General features: G+C 71.1%; 15 protein-coding genes. 5 read left to right on the top strand and 10 right to left on the bottom strand.

Annotated features, from left to right (window positions below):
* Positions 1–13 precede the first annotated feature (13 nt).
* Positions 14–1492 carry an aminoacid decarboxylase gene (locus PZB77_RS06410; protein ID WP_275491594.1) on the bottom strand — a complete coding sequence of 493 codons (1479 nt, stop codon included), beginning with the start codon at positions 1490–1492 and terminating at the stop codon, positions 14–16.
* A gap of 175 nt (positions 1493–1667) precedes the next feature.
* Positions 1668–3947, bottom strand: coding sequence for a catalase (locus tag PZB77_RS06415; RefSeq protein ID WP_275491595.1), 2280 nt, complete (start codon positions 3945–3947; stop codon positions 1668–1670).
* Positions 3948–4317: 370 nt separating this feature from the next.
* On the opposite strand from PZB77_RS06415, the gene PZB77_RS06420 reads away from it, so the two are divergent.
* Entirely contained in the window at positions 4318–5208 is an 891-nt protein-coding gene (locus PZB77_RS06420; RefSeq protein WP_275491596.1) for a glucose 1-dehydrogenase, read from the top strand.
* A gap of 135 nt (positions 5209–5343) precedes the next feature.
* Here PZB77_RS06420 and PZB77_RS06425 read toward each other — a convergent pair whose 3' ends face one another.
* The 6 genes from PZB77_RS06425 to PZB77_RS06450 form a co-directional block, all read right to left on the bottom strand.
* The gene (locus PZB77_RS06425) at positions 5344–7059 is read right to left on the bottom strand and encodes a CocE/NonD family hydrolase (RefSeq protein ID WP_275491597.1); all 1716 of its coding nucleotides are present in this window, start codon (positions 7057–7059) and stop codon (positions 5344–5346) included.
* Positions 7060–7076: 17 nt separating this feature from the next.
* The gene (locus tag PZB77_RS06430) at positions 7077–8048 is read right to left on the bottom strand and encodes an MBL fold metallo-hydrolase (protein WP_275491598.1); all 972 of its coding nucleotides are present in this window, start codon (positions 8046–8048) and stop codon (positions 7077–7079) included.
* 43 nt (positions 8049–8091) lie between these two features.
* Positions 8092–9021, bottom strand: coding sequence for an alpha/beta hydrolase (locus tag PZB77_RS06435; RefSeq protein ID WP_275491599.1), 930 nt, complete (start codon positions 9019–9021; stop codon positions 8092–8094).
* A 14-nt stretch (positions 9022–9035) separates the two neighbouring features.
* Entirely contained in the window at positions 9036–10175 is a 1140-nt protein-coding gene (locus PZB77_RS06440) for an FAD-dependent monooxygenase (RefSeq protein WP_275491600.1), read from the bottom strand.
* A gap of 11 nt (positions 10176–10186) precedes the next feature.
* On the bottom strand, positions 10187–11140 hold the full coding sequence (locus PZB77_RS06445) for a phosphotriesterase (RefSeq protein WP_275491601.1): 954 nt from the start codon (positions 11138–11140) through the stop codon (positions 10187–10189).
* A gap of 83 nt (positions 11141–11223) precedes the next feature.
* Positions 11224–12198: a phosphotriesterase gene (locus PZB77_RS06450; protein WP_275491602.1), complete on the bottom strand. Its 975-nt coding sequence runs from the start codon at positions 12196–12198 to the stop codon at positions 11224–11226.
* 280 nt (positions 12199–12478) lie between these two features.
* On the opposite strand from PZB77_RS06450, the gene PZB77_RS06455 reads away from it, so the two are divergent.
* Genes PZB77_RS06455 through PZB77_RS06470 form a run of 4 tightly spaced genes read left to right on the top strand, consistent with a single transcriptional unit; the run spans position 12479 to position 15933 of the window.
* Positions 12479–13651, top strand: a complete 1173-nt coding sequence (locus PZB77_RS06455) for a cytochrome P450 (RefSeq protein WP_275491603.1) — start codon at positions 12479–12481, stop codon at positions 13649–13651.
* Complete coding sequence (locus tag PZB77_RS06460; protein ID WP_275491604.1) at positions 13648–13836, top strand: ferredoxin; 189 nt, start codon at positions 13648–13650, stop codon at positions 13834–13836. Before PZB77_RS06455 ends, PZB77_RS06460 begins: the two co-directional genes overlap by 4 nt.
* Entirely contained in the window at positions 13833–14999 is a 1167-nt protein-coding gene (locus tag PZB77_RS06465) for an FAD/NAD(P)-binding oxidoreductase (RefSeq protein ID WP_275491605.1), read from the top strand. Before PZB77_RS06460 ends, PZB77_RS06465 begins: the two co-directional genes overlap by 4 nt.
* A gap of 10 nt (positions 15000–15009) precedes the next feature.
* Entirely contained in the window at positions 15010–15933 is a 924-nt protein-coding gene (locus PZB77_RS06470; protein WP_275491606.1) for a LysR family transcriptional regulator, read from the top strand.
* A 41-nt stretch (positions 15934–15974) separates the two neighbouring features.
* On the opposite strand, the gene PZB77_RS06475 is transcribed toward PZB77_RS06470, so the two are convergent.
* Positions 15975–16583, bottom strand: a complete 609-nt coding sequence (locus PZB77_RS06475) for a TetR/AcrR family transcriptional regulator (RefSeq protein ID WP_275491607.1) — start codon at positions 16581–16583, stop codon at positions 15975–15977.
* Between the two features lie 127 nt (positions 16584–16710).
* Positions 16711–18060: an FAD-dependent oxidoreductase gene (locus PZB77_RS06480; protein WP_275491608.1), complete on the bottom strand. Its 1350-nt coding sequence runs from the start codon at positions 18058–18060 to the stop codon at positions 16711–16713.
* Positions 18061–18112 lie beyond the last annotated feature (52 nt).

Raw genomic sequence — 18112 nt, forward strand, 5'->3', positions numbered from 1 at the left:
CCGGCGGGCCCCGTCAGTCGGCGTCCACGTCGCGCACCGAGACGCGGATGGTGGCGAGCGTGCTGTCGGCGGCGTCGGGGACGAGCATCCCGGCGCGGACGCCGTCGCGCAGGTAGTCGACGACGTCCCGGTCGAGCACCTCGCCGGGGAGGGCGGCGGGGACGCCGGGCGGATAGGGGGTGAGCATCTCGGCGCAGACCCGTCCGACGGCCCGGTCCGCGGGGACCTCCTCGACGTCGCCGAAGAACGCGTCGCGGGGAAGGGTCGCCTGCCGGAGCCGGAGGCCGCCCGGGGCCGGGACCCTGATCTTCGGTGCGGGCGGCAGGTCGTCGGCGTGCGCGACGAGATCGCGCAGGCCGTCGAGGAGGCGCCGCTCCGTCGTGTCGTCGTCGGCGTGGGTCAGCTGGGCGTTGACGCGCCGGTGGTCCGAGGTGTGCAGGTTGACGCGGTGGTTGCGGCGCATCCAGTCGGCGGCGGCGTACCCGTTGAAGGGGAGGGCGCTCAGGTCCACGTATATCTGGAGGGGGTCCATGTCGGCGGCGAGCCCGTCGCCGCAGAAGTCGGCGCGCCCGTGGACGTGCAGGCCCTCGATCCCGTCGACGGCCGCCCGGACCCGGTGGGCGCGGGAGAGGGCGTCGCCCAGGAGTGCGCGGCCGTGCTCCATCATCTGGCGGCGCCACCCGTCGAGGGCCGCGAAGACGAGCACCGATGGGCTGGTGGTGTCCAGGAGGTCGGCCCGGGCGGCGAGGGCGTCCTTGGCCACGAGGTCGCCCTGCAGGTGGAAGACGGACCCCTGTTCCAGTCCGGAACCCATCTTGTGGACCGAGGTCACGCAGACGTCGGCTCCGGCGTCCATGGCCCAGGTGGGCAGGTCGGGGTGGAAGGGCAGGTGCGCTCCCCACGCTTCGTCGACGATCAGCGGTACGCCTCGTTCGTGGCAGAGCTCCGCGAGGGCTCCGACGTCGGCGCAGGCGCCGTAGGGGGTCGGGCTGGTGACCAGGGCCCCCCGTGCGTCGGGGTGCTCCTCGAACGCGGCCCGGAAGGCATCGGCGGCCGGCGGGTGGGCGAGGTGGAGGCCGGCGTCCCACTGCGGATCGACCCAGACCGGGCGGATCCCCGCGAGGATCAGGCCCGAGACCACCGACTTGTGGACGTCCCGGCCGATCAGCAGTTTCTGGTGCGGGCCGGCGACGGAGAGCATGGCCGCCTTCACCGAGAGGGAGCTGCCGCAGGTGGAGAAGAAGGTGTGGTCGGCGCCGACGGCGTCGGCCATCAACTCCTCGGCCCGCTCGATGACCTTGCCCGACATCGTCCGGTCGTCGAGCCCGGAGACCGCGAGCATGTCCGCGTGGAAGACGGCCTCTCCGAGCACCTCGAGGACCCTCGGATCCGCCCCTCTGCCCTGCTTGTGGCCGGGCGGCGTGAACGGCAGTTGGTCCTCGGCCCGGTACGCGGCCAGAGCGTCGAGAACGGGAGCTTCGGAGTGGTCCATGGTCGGCCTTCCGGTACGGCGGTGGAAAGGAACGCGCGGCTGGGGAACGGCGGGCCGCTGCGGCGCGCCGCGCCCCGCCGCGGGAGTGGGGCACGGACGGCCGCCCCGCCGCGTGCCGCCACTCCCGGTCGTGGCCCGGGGCGGCTCGTCCGTCCGCCGCCCCGGGTACGGCCTGTCAGAGAGCGGGCGTGAACCGGTCCCAGGCGCGGTGTGCGCCGAGCAGGGAGGTGACGGTCTCCAGCACCTGGGGGGCGGCCTCGCCGGTCACCACACCCGGGGAGCCCGCGGGGAGCCCCGCCGCCGCGAGGGCGTCGACGCCGTCGCCCCACGCGCCGATGGCCTTGCCGTGCCGGTACGCCTCCCCGACCATCAGCAGCAGGCGCGGCTCGATGGCGGTGACGGCCGCGGTGGCGTCGTCCGTCTTGGCGTCACGGGCGCCGTAGCTGTCTGCGGCAGGGCCCGGCGCGCCGGCCAGCAGGATCGCGTCGAACTCGGTCGAGCGGGCCGTGGCGAAGGTGCGCTGCACGGTCACCGCGTCGTCCCCCCGGCCCAGCTTGCCGCCGGCCGGGGCGATGACCAGCGGGACCATGCCGGCATCGAGGATCGTGCGGCGCACCGCGCGCACCCCGTCGAGGTCGTCCGTCCCGTCGGTGACGATGCCGATGATCCGGCCGTCGACCGGCCAGTTCTGCCCGATCTGGGAGAGCGCGGGGCTCGGTTCGACCGACGCCAGGGGGACGCTCGGCCCGGGGGCGGGAAGGCCCAGACCGGCCGCGACCTCCGCGCAGAGGTCGGGGTCGATGTTGGCGAGGACCTGGAGCCCGCGCACCTTGATGGACTCCTCCCAGCACTTGCCCAGCTCGAAGGTGTAGGCGGCGGCGATGTGCTCGCGCTCGGTGGGGGTCATGCTGAGGTAGAACAGCCGCGCCTGGCTGAAGTGGTCGTCGAAGGAGGCCGGAGCGTCCCGCACCTTCCGGGCGGCGGGGAGTTGCACGGGCACCTCGATGAAGGCGCCGGTGTCCTGACCCGCGAGGAACGGGCAGCCGCCGTCGAGGGAGTTGGGGCGGTAGGGCGCCACTCCGCGGTGCACGGCGGTCTGGTGCATGCCGTCCCGCAGCATGTCGTTGACCGGGGCGTGGGTGCGGTTGATCGGCAGCTGACCGAAGTTGGGACCGCCCAGCCGGCTGATCTGGGTGTCGAGGTAGGAGAAGAGCCGGCCCTGGAACAGCGGGTCGTCGGTGACGTCGATGCCGGGCACCAGGTGGCCCAGGTGGAAGGCGACCTGCTCGGTCTCGGCGAAGAAGTTCGACGGGTTGGCGTTGAGGGTCATCAGGCCGATCGGCCGGACCGGCGCCAGCTCCTCGGGCACGATCTTCGTCGGGTCCAGCAGGTCGATGCCCTCGAACATCTGGTCCTCGGTGTCCGGGAAGGTCTGGACACCCAGCTCCCACTGCGGGAAGGCGCCCGCCTCGATCGCGTCGGCGAGGTCGCGGCGGTGGAAGTCGGGGTCGACACCCGCGGTGATCTGCGCCTCCTCCCACACCAGGGAGTGCACGCCGAGCTTCGGCTTCCAGTGGAACTTCACCAGGGTGGTGGCGCCCTCCGCGTTGACCAGCCGGAAGGTGTGGACGCCGAAGCCCTCCATCATCCGGTAGGAGCGCGGGATGCCCCGGTCGGACATGTTCCACAGCGTGTGGTGGGTCGCCTCGGTGTGCAGGGTGACGAAGTCCCAGAACGTGTCGTGGGCGCTCTGCGCCTGCGGGATCTCCCGGTCCGGGTGCGGCTTGCCCGCGTGGATGATGTCGGGGAACTTGATCGCGTCCTGGATGAAGAAGACCGGGATGTTGTTGCCGACCAGGTCGAAAACGCCCTCTTCGGTGTAGAACTTCGTCGCGAAGCCCCGGGTGTCGCGGACGGTGTCGGCCGAGCCGCGCGAACCGAGGACGGTGGAGAAGCGGACGAACACCGGCGTCTCGACGCCCTCGGCGAGGAACGCCGCCTTGGTGATCCCCGTGGCGGCCCCGTAGCCGCGGAAGACGCCGTGCGCGGCGGCGCCCCGGGCGTGCACCACCCGCTCGGGGATGCGCTCGTGGTCGAAGTGGGTGATCTTCTCCCGCAGGTGGTGGTCCTGGAGCAGCACCGGTCCGCGGGGCCCCGCCTTCAGGGAGTGGTCGGTGTCGTAGAGCCGCGCGCCCTGCGCGGTGGTGAGGTACGCACCGTCCTGCGCGACCTTGCTCTGCGGGGCTCCGGTGGCCTGCCCGGTCGGGCTGTAGGTCTCCGGTCCGCGCTGGTCGTTCTTGGCCAGGAGCGGCTCGCGTACCTTCGTCGGCTCCTCGACCGGGACGGCCTCGGGGCCCGGGGCTCCGGGAATCTCATTTCCAGGGTGAATGACCTCCTGGGCTTTCTTCGCTACTTTCTCGGCGGCGGCGGTCACCGGGTTCTTCTTTTCGCTCACGGCTTTCCGATCCATGGTGGCGGGCATGGCCACACGCACATGCGGTCACGCACCGGCAGGGGCGTCATCGACGCTCTACGCGTTCCCCCCACCTGGGAAACAAACACCTGCGCTGCACCATCCGGCGCTGCGTCCACGTGTGTACGCCGCGCGCCACGGCAGTGGGGAATACGCAGGTCGTACGGCTCCGAGGGGCGTCGTTCACCGCATGCGTACGGGCTCTGTGGTAAGGGCCGACGGATAAGTCGCGACGGCGCACCTGGACCAGTGTGCGGAGCGTACGGATTCGCCGTCCCGGTTTCGGGGAGCTTTTCCGGAACAGGTGCATCTCATCCAGGGTCCACCTTTTCCGAACACCAGGAGACTGCGGATGTCGAACGACGAACAGCGCCCCGGCGACCCCGTGACCAAGCACCCCCGGCCCGACTTCCCGGAGCAGGAGCAGGCCCATCCGGGCTGGACCGGTCCGATGGATCCACCGCCGGACCACGGTGAGGATTCCTACCGGGGCCACGGGCTCCTCGCCGACCGCAAGGCGGTGGTGACGGGCGGGGACTCCGGCATCGGGCGGGCCGTGGCGCTCGCCTTCGCGCGGGAGGGCGCCGACGTGCTCTTCACCCACATGGAGTCCGAGGAGGAGGACGCCGCCGAGACGGTGCGGCTGGTCGAGGAGGCGGGCCGGCGGGCGGTGGCGGTGGCGTGCGACATCCGTGAGGAGGAGCAGTGCCGGAGCCTCGTCGAGCGGGCCGTCACCGAGTTCGGGCGCGTCGACGTCCTAGTCAACAACGCCGCGTACCAGATGTCGCAGCCCGACGGCATCGGCGCCATCACCACCGAGCAGTTCGACCGGGTGGTCCGCACGAACCTGTACGGCATGTTCTGGCTCTCCAAGATGGTGCTGCCCCACATGCCCAAGGGCGGCAGCATCATCAACTCCGCCTCGGTCCAGGCGTACAAGCCGAGCCCGCACCTGCTCGACTACGCCATGACCAAGGGGGCGATCGTCACCTTCACGCAGGGCCTCGCGCAGATGGTGGCGCCGGACGGCATCCGGGTCAACGCGGTGGCGCCCGGTCCGGTCTGGACGCCGCTGATCCCCGCGACGATGCCGGACACGACGGAGTTCGGCAAGCAGTCCCCGCTGGGCCGGCCCGCCCAGCCCGCCGAGATGGCGCCGGCGTACGTCTTCCTCGCTTCGCCGCAGGCGAGTTACATCACCGCCGAGATCGTCAACGCCACGGGCGGCACCCCGCTCCCGTAGGGCGCCTCCGGTCACTTCGGCCGGGCGGACGGAACGGCCCGGAGAAGCCGGGAGCCGGCACCCCACCGCACAGGGGGTGCCGGCTTCCGGCCGTACGGGGGCGAGCGAACCGTCGACGGAGTGCGGGTACCGCCGTCACCTCACCGTGAACGGCAGCACGAGCCGTGACGGGTGGGCGGCGTCGCGGTAGATCTTGTGGGTGACGGGGCGGCCGACCGGCAGGTGGAAGGCGTCCGGCGGCAGCAGTGCGTTGTGGGCGTCGGAGAGCGGTTCGTCGTTGGACAGCTCCGTGACGAGGCGGTGGCCAGGGCGAAAGGTGGTGGCGAACGGGTAGAGCCGCACCACGTACTCCTCGATCGCTCCGGGCTCGACCGGGACCGCGCGGGTGTGCGGGTGGTAGGGGTTGCCCTCGGTGGTGCGTTCATCGTCGAGCTCGCGGTGCGAGGCCTTGAGATAGCCCGAGGTGATCAACTGACGCTTGCCGCCCGGGGCTTCGTCCCACAACCGCAGAATGAGGTTCGTGTCGGGCTGGTCGATCTCCACGAAGAGGTGCGCCGCGCCTGCGCCGATCAGCTCGGTGGGCTCTTCGAACGGCTCGGTGGACCAGTCCAGGATCTCCACCCGGTCGGTGACGGTGAGCGGTGCCTGGTAGAAGCCGTCCGGAGCGGCGTGTTCGACGCCCATGCGCTCGGGCGCGAAGGAGAGCTTGTGCCGGGGGCGCAGGTGGAGCGCGGTGTACTCGACCTCCTTCGGCGGCCACTGCTCGGCGGTGACCACCTCGCGCGAGCCCTCCACGAAGACGCTGACGGCGGGTTCGTCCATGATGCCGTTGTCGACGCCCTTGAGCCAGTACTCGTACCAGCGGAACATCGTGTCGTGCTCCTCGACCCAGGGGCGCGACTGCATCGGCGGGTAGGAGCCGATGTCCAGCTTCTTCGGGCCCTTCAGGACGTCGAAGAGCTCGATGTGCCCGTCCACGGTCCAGCCGCGTCCCTGGTCGATCTGGAGGTAGACCGGGATGTCGATGTCCCGGGCGAGGTTGACCGGGTTGCGTTCCTCGTACCACTCGCCGTCGAGTTCGTTCATGACGATGTCGAACCAGAACTCTCGGTTCTTCGGGTACTTCAGCACGTGGACGAGGTTCGGCCAGGCCGCCACGTCCGGATCCTTCAGCCGCTCGTCGACGCGCTTCTTCAGCTCTTCGGGCGAGTGGAGCGCCTGCATGCGGGAGGTGACATTGGTGTGCGCGATGCCGGAGTCACCGCCCCGGCCCTCGCGGGCGGCACGCGGCATGAACCACATGACGCCGCCGTGGTAGGTGGTCTCGTAGAAGTCGAAGTGGCCACCACTGACGAAGATCGCCTTGAGGTGCGGGGGGCGTTCGGCAGCGGCGAGCACCTGCATGGAGCCGAAGTACGAGATGCCGATCATGCCGACGTTGCCGTCGCACCACGGCTGCGCGGCGACCCACTCGACGAGGTCGTACAGATCCTGGCCCTGCGGAACACCGCCGAAGTTGTAGTTGCCGATCATGGTGCCGCCGGAGTCGCCGGTGCCGCGCACGTCGCCGATGACGTGGACATACCCCTCCTCCACGACGCGCACGATGTCCCCGGCTTCGATGCAGCCGTCCCACATGGGGCTGGGCCGGCGCTGCGGCGGCATGGTGAGGGCGAGGGCCTGGAGCTCCTTGCCGTAGGCGCTCATCGCGATGAGCGCCGGACGGGGCTTCTCGTCCTGGTCCTGGTAGGCGTCCACGGCGAGTTCGACGCCGTCCCGCATCGGGACCCGGACGTCCTTCCGGACGGCTATCGTCCGCTCGCCCGCCCGGATCGTCTGGAAATCAGTCATGAGGGGTCGCTCCTGTGTCACACGTTCGGGTCGGGTGGGGTCTGGGCGGGCGGGGTCGGGCGGGGATGGGTGCGGTAGCCGTGCATCGAGGTGAAGAACGGCGAGGGTTCGAGAGTGGGGTCGCCGGTGTAGCCGAGCCGGTCGGCGGCGGGGGCGAACGGGGAGTACGGCGAGTCCGTCCTGCCGAGACCGGCCCGCAGGCAGTCGCAGGCGGCCGAGGCGATGCGGGCTTCGACGGCGAGGCTCTGGGTGATCGCCTCCTCGGCCTGGGCGGCATCGAGCTCGACTCCGTAGGGGGTACCGTCGGCGCGCCGGTAGGGGTGGCCGAGGTAGAGGTGTTCCGGGCGCACCCGGTCGCACAGGTGCTCCAGACTCGTGCGGTAGGCGGCCGGGTCCGTGTAGCCGGGGAAGCCGTTGGCGGCGCCGTGGGCCTGGACCGCGTCGCCGACGAATACCGCCCGCCCCCGGTCCAGGTCGTAGGCGACGGAGCCGGGGGTGTGGCCCGGGATCGCGTGCACGGTGACGGTGGTGGTGCCGCCGAGGGAGAGGGTCTCGCCGCCCTTGACCAGCAGGGCGGGCTCCATCTCGCCGGAGATGACGGCGTGGGTGGCGGCCGTCACCTTCGCCTCCCCCTCGGGGTCGCCGACGTAGGCGCCCCGGCCCGCGAGGTACTCCTCCACGTGGGCCCGCCGGGAGCGGAGCATGGGCGCGTCGGCCTCGTGGATCACCACCTGCGCACGCCGTCCGGTCAGCTCCCAGAGCGCGAACGCCCCTCCCACGTGATCGATGTGGCCGTGCGTCAGGAAAATCCAGCGAACGTCCTCGATGCGTCGGCCGATCGCTTTCAGGGCGGGGGCCATCCCCTCGGCGGGCGAGGTGGCGATACCCGTGTCGACGATCGCGGGTTCGTGGGCGTCGATGTAAAAGCTGTAGAGACCGAACCGGCCCCACGGTGAGACCAGGGGATGGACGGTGGCTTCGTGCGTCATGGCTCACTCTCGGTACACGTACGGGGGCCGGCCGGGCGGAGGCTCAGCTCGGTTCGGACCGGAGGAAGTCACGGGTCTCCTCGAAGACCCGGCGGTACTCCGGGAGCCAGGAGAAGTGCTGTACGAAGCCGTGGCCCGCGCCCTCGTACCGGCTCACCGTCGCCGGCACCCCGGCCTCGCGGAGCCGGCGGCCGTGGAGTTCGCCCTCGTCGCGCAGCGGGTCGTGTGCGGCGGTGACCACGAGGGCGGGCGGCAGACCGGTGAGGTCCGCGCGCTTGGCGGGCGAGACGCGCGGGTCGGCGGGGTCGGCGCCGCTGTCGAGGTAGAAGGCGTTGAAGGGCTTCAGCCCGGCCGTCTCCATGCCGTAGCCCACCGCGTTCTCACGCAGCGAGGGGTAGCGGTCCTCGTCGAAGTCCAGGTCGAGCGACGGGTAGTAGAGGACCTGGTGGGTGATCCGGTGGAAGCCGTCGTCGTGCGCCCGTGCCGCCACGGCGGCGACGAAGGTGCCGCCGGAGCTGTCCCCGGCGAGGGCGAGGGTTCTGCCGTCCCAGCCGAGGTCCGCGCTCTCCTCGGCGGCCCAGCGCACGACGGCGTAGCAGTCGTCGAGTCCGGCGGGGAAGGCCGCCTCGGGGGCGAGGCGGTAGCCGACGGAGACGACCTTGAGGCCGGTCTCCTTCGCCAGCGAGCGGGCGACGTGGTCGTGCGTCTCCAGACTGCCGAGGAAGAAGGCGCCACCGTGGAAGTAGACCAGCAGGCCGTGGCTCTCGGCGTCGGTCGGGGTGTGGACGCGTACGGGTACGCCACCCAGCGCGGTCGGCGCGGTCAGGTCCTCGACGGCGTGGAGCGGCAGGCGTTCGGCGAGGGGGGCGACGTGCGCCTCGTCCGCGGCGCGCAGGGCGACGGGGTCGAGCGGTCCTTCGGGCGGGGTGGGCAGGGTGGCGAGGAAGCGGGCGATCTCGGGGTGCAGGGTCATGGTGTCGGTCCTGATCAGTCCTGGGAGGCTGCGGTGGCAGCGGCGGGCTTCTGGCCGGGGAAGACCTCGTGGATCTCCTCCTCGCTCCAGCCCTGGCGGGAGATGCGCTGGAGTTCGTCGGTCACCGGTTTGCGAATGGCCTGGTAGTGGGCCAGCGCCTCCTTCACGGTGTCCGCCGAGCGCAGCGCGTCGGCGAGCGCGCCGGCGTCCTCGATGGCGGAGTTGGCGCCCTGGCCCTGGTGGTGCAGCATCGAGTGGGCGGCGTCGCCGACGAGTACGACGGAGTCGGTGTGCCAGGTGTCGACGGGGTCGATGTCGTAGACGGCCCGGACGTTGACGGTGTCCATGTCGAGGTCGCGGGCGATGTTGACCAGGCGCTCGTCGAAGCCGTCGAGGGTCGCGAGCAGGTCGTCCTTGGTGATCTGGGGCGACCATGTGCTGTCCGGGCAGAGGGCGGTGACGTCGAAGGACACCTGGTCGCGGTGGCGCAGCGGCAGCAGGTAGACCTTCGTGCCCCGGCCGATGTACATGCGCAGGTTGTCGTCGACGGCCATCCCGTGACAGGCGTCGACGGGGATGACCGCGCGGTAGGCGTGTTCGCCCGAGAAGACCGGCCCCCGGTCTCCGAAGAGTTCCTTGCGGACGACCGACTTGATGCCGTCGGCGCCGACGACCAGGTCCGCCTCGACGCTCACGCCGTTGGCAAAGGTGAGGACGGAGCCGTCGTCCTTCTCCGTGACGGACTCCAGTTTGTGCCCGAGGTGCACCATGCCCTCGGGCAGGACGCCGAGGAGGGCCTCGATGAAGTCGCCCCGATGGATCAGGTGGGTCTGCGTCTGGTCGCCGGCGACCGGCCAGGGCTCCTGCATGATCGGTTCGGCGGTGGCGGTGAGGATCTCGAAGCGGTCGCTGGGCGAGCTGACCTTCGCGATGGCGTCGAAGATGCCCCACGCACGGAACCTGTTCATGGTGGAGGGCCGCAGGCCGATGCCGGCGCCCACCTCCCGAATGCTGGTGGCCTGTTCGTAGACGTTGACGTCGGCGCCGAGCAGGCTCAGTGCCTTCGCCGCCGCCGCACCGCCGTACCCCGCTCCGACGATGGCTATTCTCAGGTTCTCGAGGTTCTTGTGGTCGGGCGTGTCCGAGAGCTGCATGGTGGTTCTCTCTACTTCTGGATGGTGAGGAAGTCGGCGGGGTTGTCCACGAAGATCGTCTTGATCGCGGCGTCCTCGAGACCCGCGGCGCGGAGGTCCGGGATCAGGTCGTCGAAGAGGTAGTTGACGGTGTGGCCCTTCACGCCCGGCCAGCCCAACGGACTGCAGTTGGCGTCGGCGGAGGCGAGGACCTGCTTGATCCGGCCGTCGCCGATGAACCGGAGGAAGTGGTCGAGGCGTTCCTTGCGGGGACGGGCCCAGAACGGCGGGTCCGGCAGTTCGGTCTCGTAGCCGAAGGTGTCGAAGCCGATGCGGCCGCCCTGCTCGGCGATCCAGACGTCGCGCGTCTTGTCGGCGTTCACCCCGTCGTCCACGTGTCCGAAGAGCACGCGGTCGAGCGGGAGCCCTTCCTCGGTGAAGATCGCGATGGCATTCTCCGCGTCGATGGCGAGGTGGGTCAGGATCGGTACGCCGGTGGCGAGCGAGGCGCGGGCGGCGGCGCGGTAGATGCGCTTGTCCAGCTCCGTCATCCGGCCGCCGCGGCTCACCCCGACCTTGATGACCCCGGCGCGACTGCGGGTGTCGCCGATGCCGACGGTGATCTCGTGCGTGAACTGCCGGGTCAGGTAATCCGCGTCGGCGCGGGCGAAGTGCGGCAGGGCTGTGTCGCCGCCGACGAAGCCGGTGCAGGCGATGATGTGCACGCCGGTCTTCGCGGAGAGCGACTTGTAGTAGTCGACGTCACGGCCGTTGCAGATGCCGGTCGCGTCGACGAAGGTGCCGCCGCCGTTCTCGTGGAAGGCCCGCAGCTTGGGGACGGTCTCCTCGTACCGCTGCTCGGGGGTCTTCCACCACTTCGTGTCCAGCTCGGAGCCGGGCATCCCGTAGCCAATGTGCTCGTGGATGGCCACCAGCCCCAGCGCCTCGGCCGGTACCGGCCCGAGGACGGAGTTCACTCTCGACACAACACTCACCTTTGAGTAGGAGACTTGACGGTGGTTCGCGGGGCGCGCTCGGCCACGGCGCGGACCCGGCTGCGGTACAGCACTCAGCGCGCGGACAGCAGCTCGCGCGGATTGTCGACGAGGACGCGCCGCACGTCCTCGTCGCCGAGGCCGTGCGCCTTCAGCAGCGGGACGAAGTCGGTCAGGACGCGGCTGTACGGGACGTCGTTGCCGGCGTGGCCCTTGGCGACCCCGGTCGCGCCGGCCGACAGCAGGATCCGGCCCCCGAAGCCCGCCCGTACGAGGTCGGTGACCAGCTCGGCGCGCTCCGCGTCGGTGAGGTGCTCCTCGTCCTCACTACCGACGTGGTCGAACGCGACGTACGCGCCGCGGTGGGCGGTTTCCACGGGTGCCCCGGCGGCTGCGGCGTCCCTGCGGTCGAGTCCGCCGACGACGACCCGGTCGGCGGGGAGCCTTTCGTCCAGGACGACGCCGAGGTCGTGGGGGGCGTCGCCGCCGAAGCGGAGGGAGACGGCGACGCCGGTGGCGAGCGCGGTCCGGGCCGCTCCCCGGGCGAGGCTCTCGTCGGTCGCCGTCATGCCCTCCCGGGTCACGGTGATGGCGACCAGACCGGCGGCACCGCGCCGCTCCACACGCGGGACCACCATGCCCTCGGTGATCTCGCGGGTGAAGAGGTCGGTGAACTTCTCGGCGGGCCAGGGCGTCGGCGGGTCGGTCTGGGGGGTGAGGAAGTAGCCGCCGAGCAGTTCCTCGGGACCCTGGCCCGTCGAGGCGACGATGTGCACGCCGGTCGTCCGGGAGAGGGCCTCGTACATCGGCACGTCCCGGCCGTGGAACATGCCGATGCTGTCGACGATCGCGCCGCCGCCGTGGGAGCGGAAGTCCTTCAGTTTCGCGGCGAGGATCTCGAAGATCTCCGCGCGGTCGATGGTGACGTCGAAGGCGTGCTCGGCGCCCGGGACCACCGACAGCAGTGCCTCGTGCACCGATACGACGCCCAGTTCCTCGGCCGGAATCGGCCCGAGGACGGTGTTGACGGTGTTGCTCTTGACGCTCATGCCTGCCCTCACGTGTCCGGGTGGGGTGCAACGCACCCTCTGTGGCTGGCAGCCACAGTAGCTATTTGTTTTACATAGCGTCAATCAAATGAACGCACCGAAAAAACAATGGACATTGGGTCTGCCCGGACGCCTGGCAGACGCTCCTGTGGGCGCGGCGAAGGCCGCCTCCGATCCCACCGGTGGCAAGGGGTCCGCCCCTTCATATGCACAGTGCGCATGGCCAACCATGAACAACATTCACTTGCTGAATGGTGGAACCGACCCCTCTACTGGGCGGATGACCACCCCGCCCGTCTCAGGCATCGACCTGTTCGCCGACGCGACCCTGCTCGACCCCGATCCGGTCTACGCCGGACTGCGGGAGCAGGGTCCCGTCGTCCACCTTCCTAAGAACGACGTTTTCGTGCTGACGCGGTACGACGTCATCCGCGACGCGCTCGCCGACTGGGAGTCCTTCTCTTCGGCCTCGATCGGCTTCAACCCGGCGGTCGACGAGGCGCTCACCGGCACGTCGCTCGCCTCAGACCCTCCGGCGCACACCGCGCTGCGCGCCGCCCTCACCGAGAACCTGTCGCCGCGTGCCCTGCGCGGCATGAAGGCCGGGATCGAGGCGAAGGCGGACTCCCTCGTGGCGGAACTCGTCGAGCGGGGCAGCTTCGAGGCGGTCGACTCCCTCGCCCGCGCCTTCCCGCTGGAGGTCGTGGCCGATCTGATCGGCTTCACCGGGTATGCCCGGGACAACATGCTGCGCTGGGGCCAGGCGGCCATGCAGGTCATCGGGCCGATGAACCGGCGCACCGCCGAGAGCTTCCCGATCGCCGGCGAGCTGTACGAGTGGTGCTCGCGGGTCACCCCCGCCGACCTGGCCGAGGGTTCCGTAGGGCGCGGCATCTTCGACGCCGAGGCCAGGGGGGCCATTCCGCCGGGGACGGCCGGCCGCATCATCCACCAGTACCTCGGCGCCGGGGTGGACACGACCGTGGCGGCGATCGGCAACGTCCTCGCGCTCTTCGGTACGCACCCGGACCAGTTCGACCTGGTCCGCGAGAACCCGGCGCTGGTGCCCGCGGCCTTCAACGAGGTGCTGCGTTACTGGGCCCCTGTCCACGCCTGGGGCCGACGGACCACCCGGGACGTCACCGTGGACGGGTACGTCGTCCCGGCCGGCTCCCCGGTCGCGATCCTGTTCGGCGCCGGCAACCGCGACCCCCGGCACTTCGACGACCCGGACACCTTCCTGGTCCGCCGCAACCCCGTCGACCACCTCTCCTTCGGCTACGGCCCGCACGGCTGCGCGGGTCAGGGCCTCGCCCGGCTGGAGGCCCACGCCGTGATCGGAGCGCTCTCCCGGCGCGTACGGCGGCTCGTGACCGGTCCCCCGGTCCGTGTGCCCAGCAACATCACCCGGAGTTTCGAGAAGCTCCCCGTCCTGGAGATGATTGCCGTATGAGGATCGTTCTCGACCGGCCCCGCTGCGAGGGTCACGGGCTGTGCGAGGAAGCAGCTCCCCGTCTCATGCACCTGGACGGTGAAGGCGAACTCGTGCTCGACATCGAGCGGATCGGCGCGGTCGACGCGGCCCCCGCGCACGCGGCCGTCCGGGTGTGCCCGGTCGCCGCGCTGAGGATCGTGTGAGCGGCTCCACGCGGGAGCGCGCCGTCGTCGTCGGCAACGGCATCGCCGGGCTCACCGCGGCCGACGCGCTTCGCGAGGCCGGATTCGACGGCGAGCTGACCATCGTCGGCGACGAACCGTACCCGGCGTACAGCCGGCCCGCCCTGTCCAAGGCGTTGTTGCGGGACGGCGACGGCCTCGCATCGCACGCGCTCCCGCCGCCCGGACACGGGGCGACGGAGCTCCTCGGCGTCCGCGCGACCCGGCTCCGCCTCGACCGCCGACAGGTGATCCTCGACGACGGCACGGATCTGCCGTACGACCGTCTCGTCCTCGCCACCGGCTCCCGGGCCCGGCGGCTGTCGGACCTCCCCGAGGAACTCACCCTGCGCGGACTCGACGACGCGATGGCGCTGCGCGGCAGGCTGGCGGGCCGGCCGTCGGTCGTCGTGATCGGCGGGGGCCCGCTGGGCATGGAGATCGCCTCGGCGTGCCTGGCCGCCGGCTGCCCGGTCACTCTCGTCTCCTCGGGGGTGCCGCAGACCGCCCAGCTCGGCCCGTATCTCGCCGGTGTGCTCGCCGGGGCCGCCCGCGCCCGAGGGCTCGCCCTCGTCGGGAGCGGACCCGCCCGCATCGAGCGCCGGGAAGGAAGCGCCCGGGTGGTCCTAGCCGACGGCACGGTACTGGAGGCGGAGGTCCTCGTCTCGGCCGTGGGCGACATCCCGAACACGGAGTGGCTCGCGGACACCGGGCTCACCGCGAAGGGTGCCGGACTCACGGCGGACCGGGGAGCCGTGCCCGTCGACCCGCGCGGCCTCGTCCGCCCCCGTGTCGCGGCCGTCGGCGACCTGGCCGCACTCCCCACGCCGTACGGCCTCCGGCGCCTGCCGTTCTGGAGCAGTGCGATCGAGCAGGCGAAGACCGCCGCGAGTGCGCTTCTCCGCGGCGACGACACGCCGCCGCTCCGGTCACGGCCGTATTTCTGGACCGAGCAGTTCGGGCTGAGCCTCAAAATGGCGGGCCGTCAGGCCCCGTCGGGATCACCGGAGTTCCTTGATGGTGAGCCCGGCGGCGGTCCGTCGTTCATGCGCTGGCCGTGCAAGGACGGCACAGGCACGGCTGCGGCGCTCGACTACCGGATCGCCCTGCCCCGGCTGCGCCGGGCGGCCGGGCCGGGTGCGTAGGGTTCGCTCCGTGGGCGACGACGAAGAGTGCACCGAGGGACCGGAGCTGGACCGGCTCGCCTCGGTGAACCTCAATCTGCTGGTGCCCCTCCTCGCGCTCGTCGAGGAGGGCTCGGTGACCAGGGCCGCGCAACGCGTCGGCCTCTCGCAACCGGCCATGAGCCACGCCCTGACCAGGATGCGCCGGCTGATGGGCGACGAACTCGTCGTCCGGCAGGGGACCGGTGTCACGCTGACCCCGCGCGCGCTGGAGCTGATCGCGCCGCTGCGCAGCGCCCTGCTGCACACGGCCCGCGTGGTGGACTTCCCCTCCTTCGACCCGGCGACGGACCGGCGCGTCATCACAGTCGCCATGACGACGAGCACCGCCCTGGTGGCCGGACCCCGCCTCGCCCGGCTCGTCGCCGAGCGCGCGCCGCACGCGACGCTGCGGCTGCGCACGATCACGATGCCGACCGAGGGCACCTTCACCGACCGGGGTGTCGACGTCGTCCTGATCTCCGAAGCCCACTTCTCACCGTATCCGCGCCAGCGGCTGTACGACGACCGCTGCGTGGTGGTCGCCTCACCGGACACCCCACCGGAGGCGAGCGCGCTCGACCTGCTGACCACCGAGCGGCACATCGTCGTCGACACCGAGCGACGGGTCTTCCCGTACTCGGTACTGGAGGACGAGGGGATCGACTACCGCATCGGCCAACTGGTCTCCGACTACCTGCTGGTGCCCTTCCTCGTCGCCCGCGCGGGCGGGGTCGCCCTCCTGCGCCACCGGGTGGCCACCGCCGTGGGCAGGCTCAGCGAGCTGCGGATCGAGGAGTTCCCGTTCCCTCTTCCCGGGCTCGGGATCGACATGGTCTTCAACCCTCACCTGGGCGATCAGCAGTTCGTCGACTGGCTGCGGACGCTGCTGCTCGACGTGGCGGCGAGGCTCTGACCCCTCCTGGTCACCGCGCCGGGGACCGCTGGGTACGGCTTTCAGGAAAGGAGTCGTACCCAGCTGGTGCTGAGCTCTTCGAGCATCTGCTCGTGGTCGAGCTTCCAGTCGGAGCCGGCCCAGTTCTGGGCGACGAAGTCGAGCTGCGCCATCGCCAGAACCCCTCGGAAGTGCCGCTGGTGCGGCTCCAGCCGGCCGGCCGCCGCGAGGCCCTCCGTGATGTCGCCGATGGCCTCCTCCATCCACCGTTCCACGAGGTCGGTGAGCTCCGGATCGATCACCGCGGCGTCACGGCCGATCCGGATGATGGGCCGGATGGCGGGCCAGCTCTCGGCGGTCCGCCGGAGCCACGCCGTGATCGCCTCGGGCGAACCGTCGGCGACCGTGGCGACGAGGCCCGTGGCCGTGGAGCCGTGGTCGGCGGAGCCGACGCGGTGCAGGACCTCGTTGAGCTGCTCGTCGATGAGCGCCTTCATCAGCTCACTGCGGGAGGAGAAGTACGCGTAAAAGGTGACCCGGGTGGTGCCGGCGGCGGTCGCGATCTCGTCGACCGTGGTGGCGGCGTACCCCTTCGTCTTGAACAGGCCGAGTCCTGACTCCAGCAGCAGACGACGTGTCATCCGCTTCTGTGCCTCACGAAGGTTCGCCATGACCGGATCCTAACGCGCGCGATCGTAGGCGGAACGGGCGGTGCGGCGGCCCCCTACTCCCACATCGCCCCAGGTCATACCCGTCAGTCCAGCCGCCGCGCTCCGGCCGCCGGACCGGAGGCAGGCGTCAGGGGGAGACGCTGTCGTCACCCGCCCCGTCCTGCCGCGCGGCGTCCGTCTCCCGCTGCCCCTTCTCCGCGCGGCCGGTACGGGCCGAGGAGAGCGGGATCGGGGTGAACATCGCGGGCTCCTCGACCGGGGCGAGCGCGGTGGGACCGTAGATCCAGTCGGTGAAGCCGTAGTCGTGGACGTCCAGGTCGCGCATGATCGCGTTGCGGCTGAGCCGGTCCTCGCCGTCCAGGTGCCACAGGGCTCCCCAGGCGCGGGCGGTGGTCTGCACCCGTCGGCAGTGTTCGACGCGGACGGCCTCGTAGGAGGCGAGCGCCGCGTCCCAGTCGAGGGCTTCGCCGTTCTCGCCGGCCAGGCGGGCCACGTGCCGGGCGAAGACCCAGCCGTCCTCGATCGCCATGATGGCGCCCTGCGCCATGTACTGGAGCGGCGGGTGCGCCGCGTCGCCGAGCAGGGCGATCCGGCCGTGCACCCAGTTCTCGATCGGGTTCCGGTCGAGCATCTGCCACCACCGGTCCCGCCACATCAGCGGGATGCCCCGGCGCACGGTGTCGCAGGTGGCGGCGAAGGCGGCGTCCAACTCGTCCGGGGTCCCCCAGTCTTCCTGACCGGCGAGTGCCTTTGGCGACTCGAAGACGGCGACCTGGTTGAACATCTCGCCCCCGCGCAGCGCGTACTGCACGAAGTGGCAGCGGGGGCCGACGTGGACGGTGACGTCCTTCTCCGCGACGCCGTTCTCCCGGACCTCGTCGATCGGCACGGCGGCGCGGTAGGCGACGTAGTCGGAGCTGACGACGTCGTCGCCGACGAGTTTGCGGCGGGCCACCGAGTGCAGTCCGTCGGCGGCGATCACGACGGCCGCCTCCTCGGACCGCCCGTCCGCCAGGTGGATCCGAGCGCCGCCGTCGACGTGCTCGTAGTCGACGACCGTCCGGTCCGTCACCAGCTCCACCCCGGCCCTCCGGCAGGCGCGCAGGAAGATGCCGTGCAGGTCGCTGCGGTGGATCACCATGTACGGGAAGCCGTAGCGGCGCTCCAGGTCCCGCAGGTCGAGCCGGGTCAGTTCGGTGGCGTCGAGGGCGTCGCGCATCACCATGTTCTCCGGAACCACGCCGAGTTCCTTGGCCTCGTCGAGCAGGCCGTACTCGTCCAGGATGCGCGTGCAGTTGGGGGCGATCTGGAGGCCGGCGCCGACCTCACCGAACTCCGCGGCCCGTTCGAGCACCCGGACCCGCAGTCCCTGCCGGGCGAGGGCGAACGCGGAGCTGAGGCCGCCGATGCCGCCACCGACGACGATCACGTCGGGTCGGTCACGCCGGTCACCGGGGGGCGGGGTCGCAAAGTTCATGTTCGTGTCCTCGTGAAGGGCTGGCGAGTGCGGGACCGCACGAGCGGCGGGA

The organism is Streptomyces sp. AM 2-1-1 (genome assembly GCF_029167645.1).
Taxonomy (GTDB): domain Bacteria; phylum Actinomycetota; class Actinomycetes; order Streptomycetales; family Streptomycetaceae; genus Streptomyces.

What these genes read in the sequence shown, in the direction of transcription:
- PZB77_RS06480 (WP_275491608.1), bottom strand. Translation starts at nt 18,060, where the DNA reads ATGAACTTTGCGACCCCGCCCCCCGGTGACCGGCGTGACCGACCCGAC.
- PZB77_RS06420 (WP_275491596.1), top strand. Translation starts at nt 4,318, where the DNA reads ATGTCGAACGACGAACAGCGCCCCGGCGACCCCGTGACCAAGCACCCC.
- PZB77_RS06410 (WP_275491594.1), bottom strand. Translation starts at nt 1,492, where the DNA reads ATGGACCACTCCGAAGCTCCCGTTCTCGACGCTCTGGCCGCGTACCGG.
- PZB77_RS06475 (WP_275491607.1), bottom strand. Translation starts at nt 16,583, where the DNA reads ATGGCGAACCTTCGTGAGGCACAGAAGCGGATGACACGTCGTCTGCTG.
- PZB77_RS06450 (WP_275491602.1), bottom strand. Translation starts at nt 12,198, where the DNA reads ATGAGCGTCAAGAGCAACACCGTCAACACCGTCCTCGGGCCGATTCCG.
- PZB77_RS06440 (WP_275491600.1), bottom strand. Translation starts at nt 10,175, where the DNA reads ATGCAGCTCTCGGACACGCCCGACCACAAGAACCTCGAGAACCTGAGA.
- PZB77_RS06435 (WP_275491599.1), bottom strand. Translation starts at nt 9,021, where the DNA reads ATGACCCTGCACCCCGAGATCGCCCGCTTCCTCGCCACCCTGCCCACC.
- PZB77_RS06455 (WP_275491603.1), top strand. Translation starts at nt 12,479, where the DNA reads ATGACCACCCCGCCCGTCTCAGGCATCGACCTGTTCGCCGACGCGACC.
- PZB77_RS06430 (WP_275491598.1), bottom strand. Translation starts at nt 8,048, where the DNA reads ATGACGCACGAAGCCACCGTCCATCCCCTGGTCTCACCGTGGGGCCGG.
- PZB77_RS06460 (WP_275491604.1), top strand. Translation starts at nt 13,648, where the DNA reads ATGAGGATCGTTCTCGACCGGCCCCGCTGCGAGGGTCACGGGCTGTGC.
- PZB77_RS06425 (WP_275491597.1), bottom strand. Translation starts at nt 7,059, where the DNA reads ATGACTGATTTCCAGACGATCCGGGCGGGCGAGCGGACGATAGCCGTC.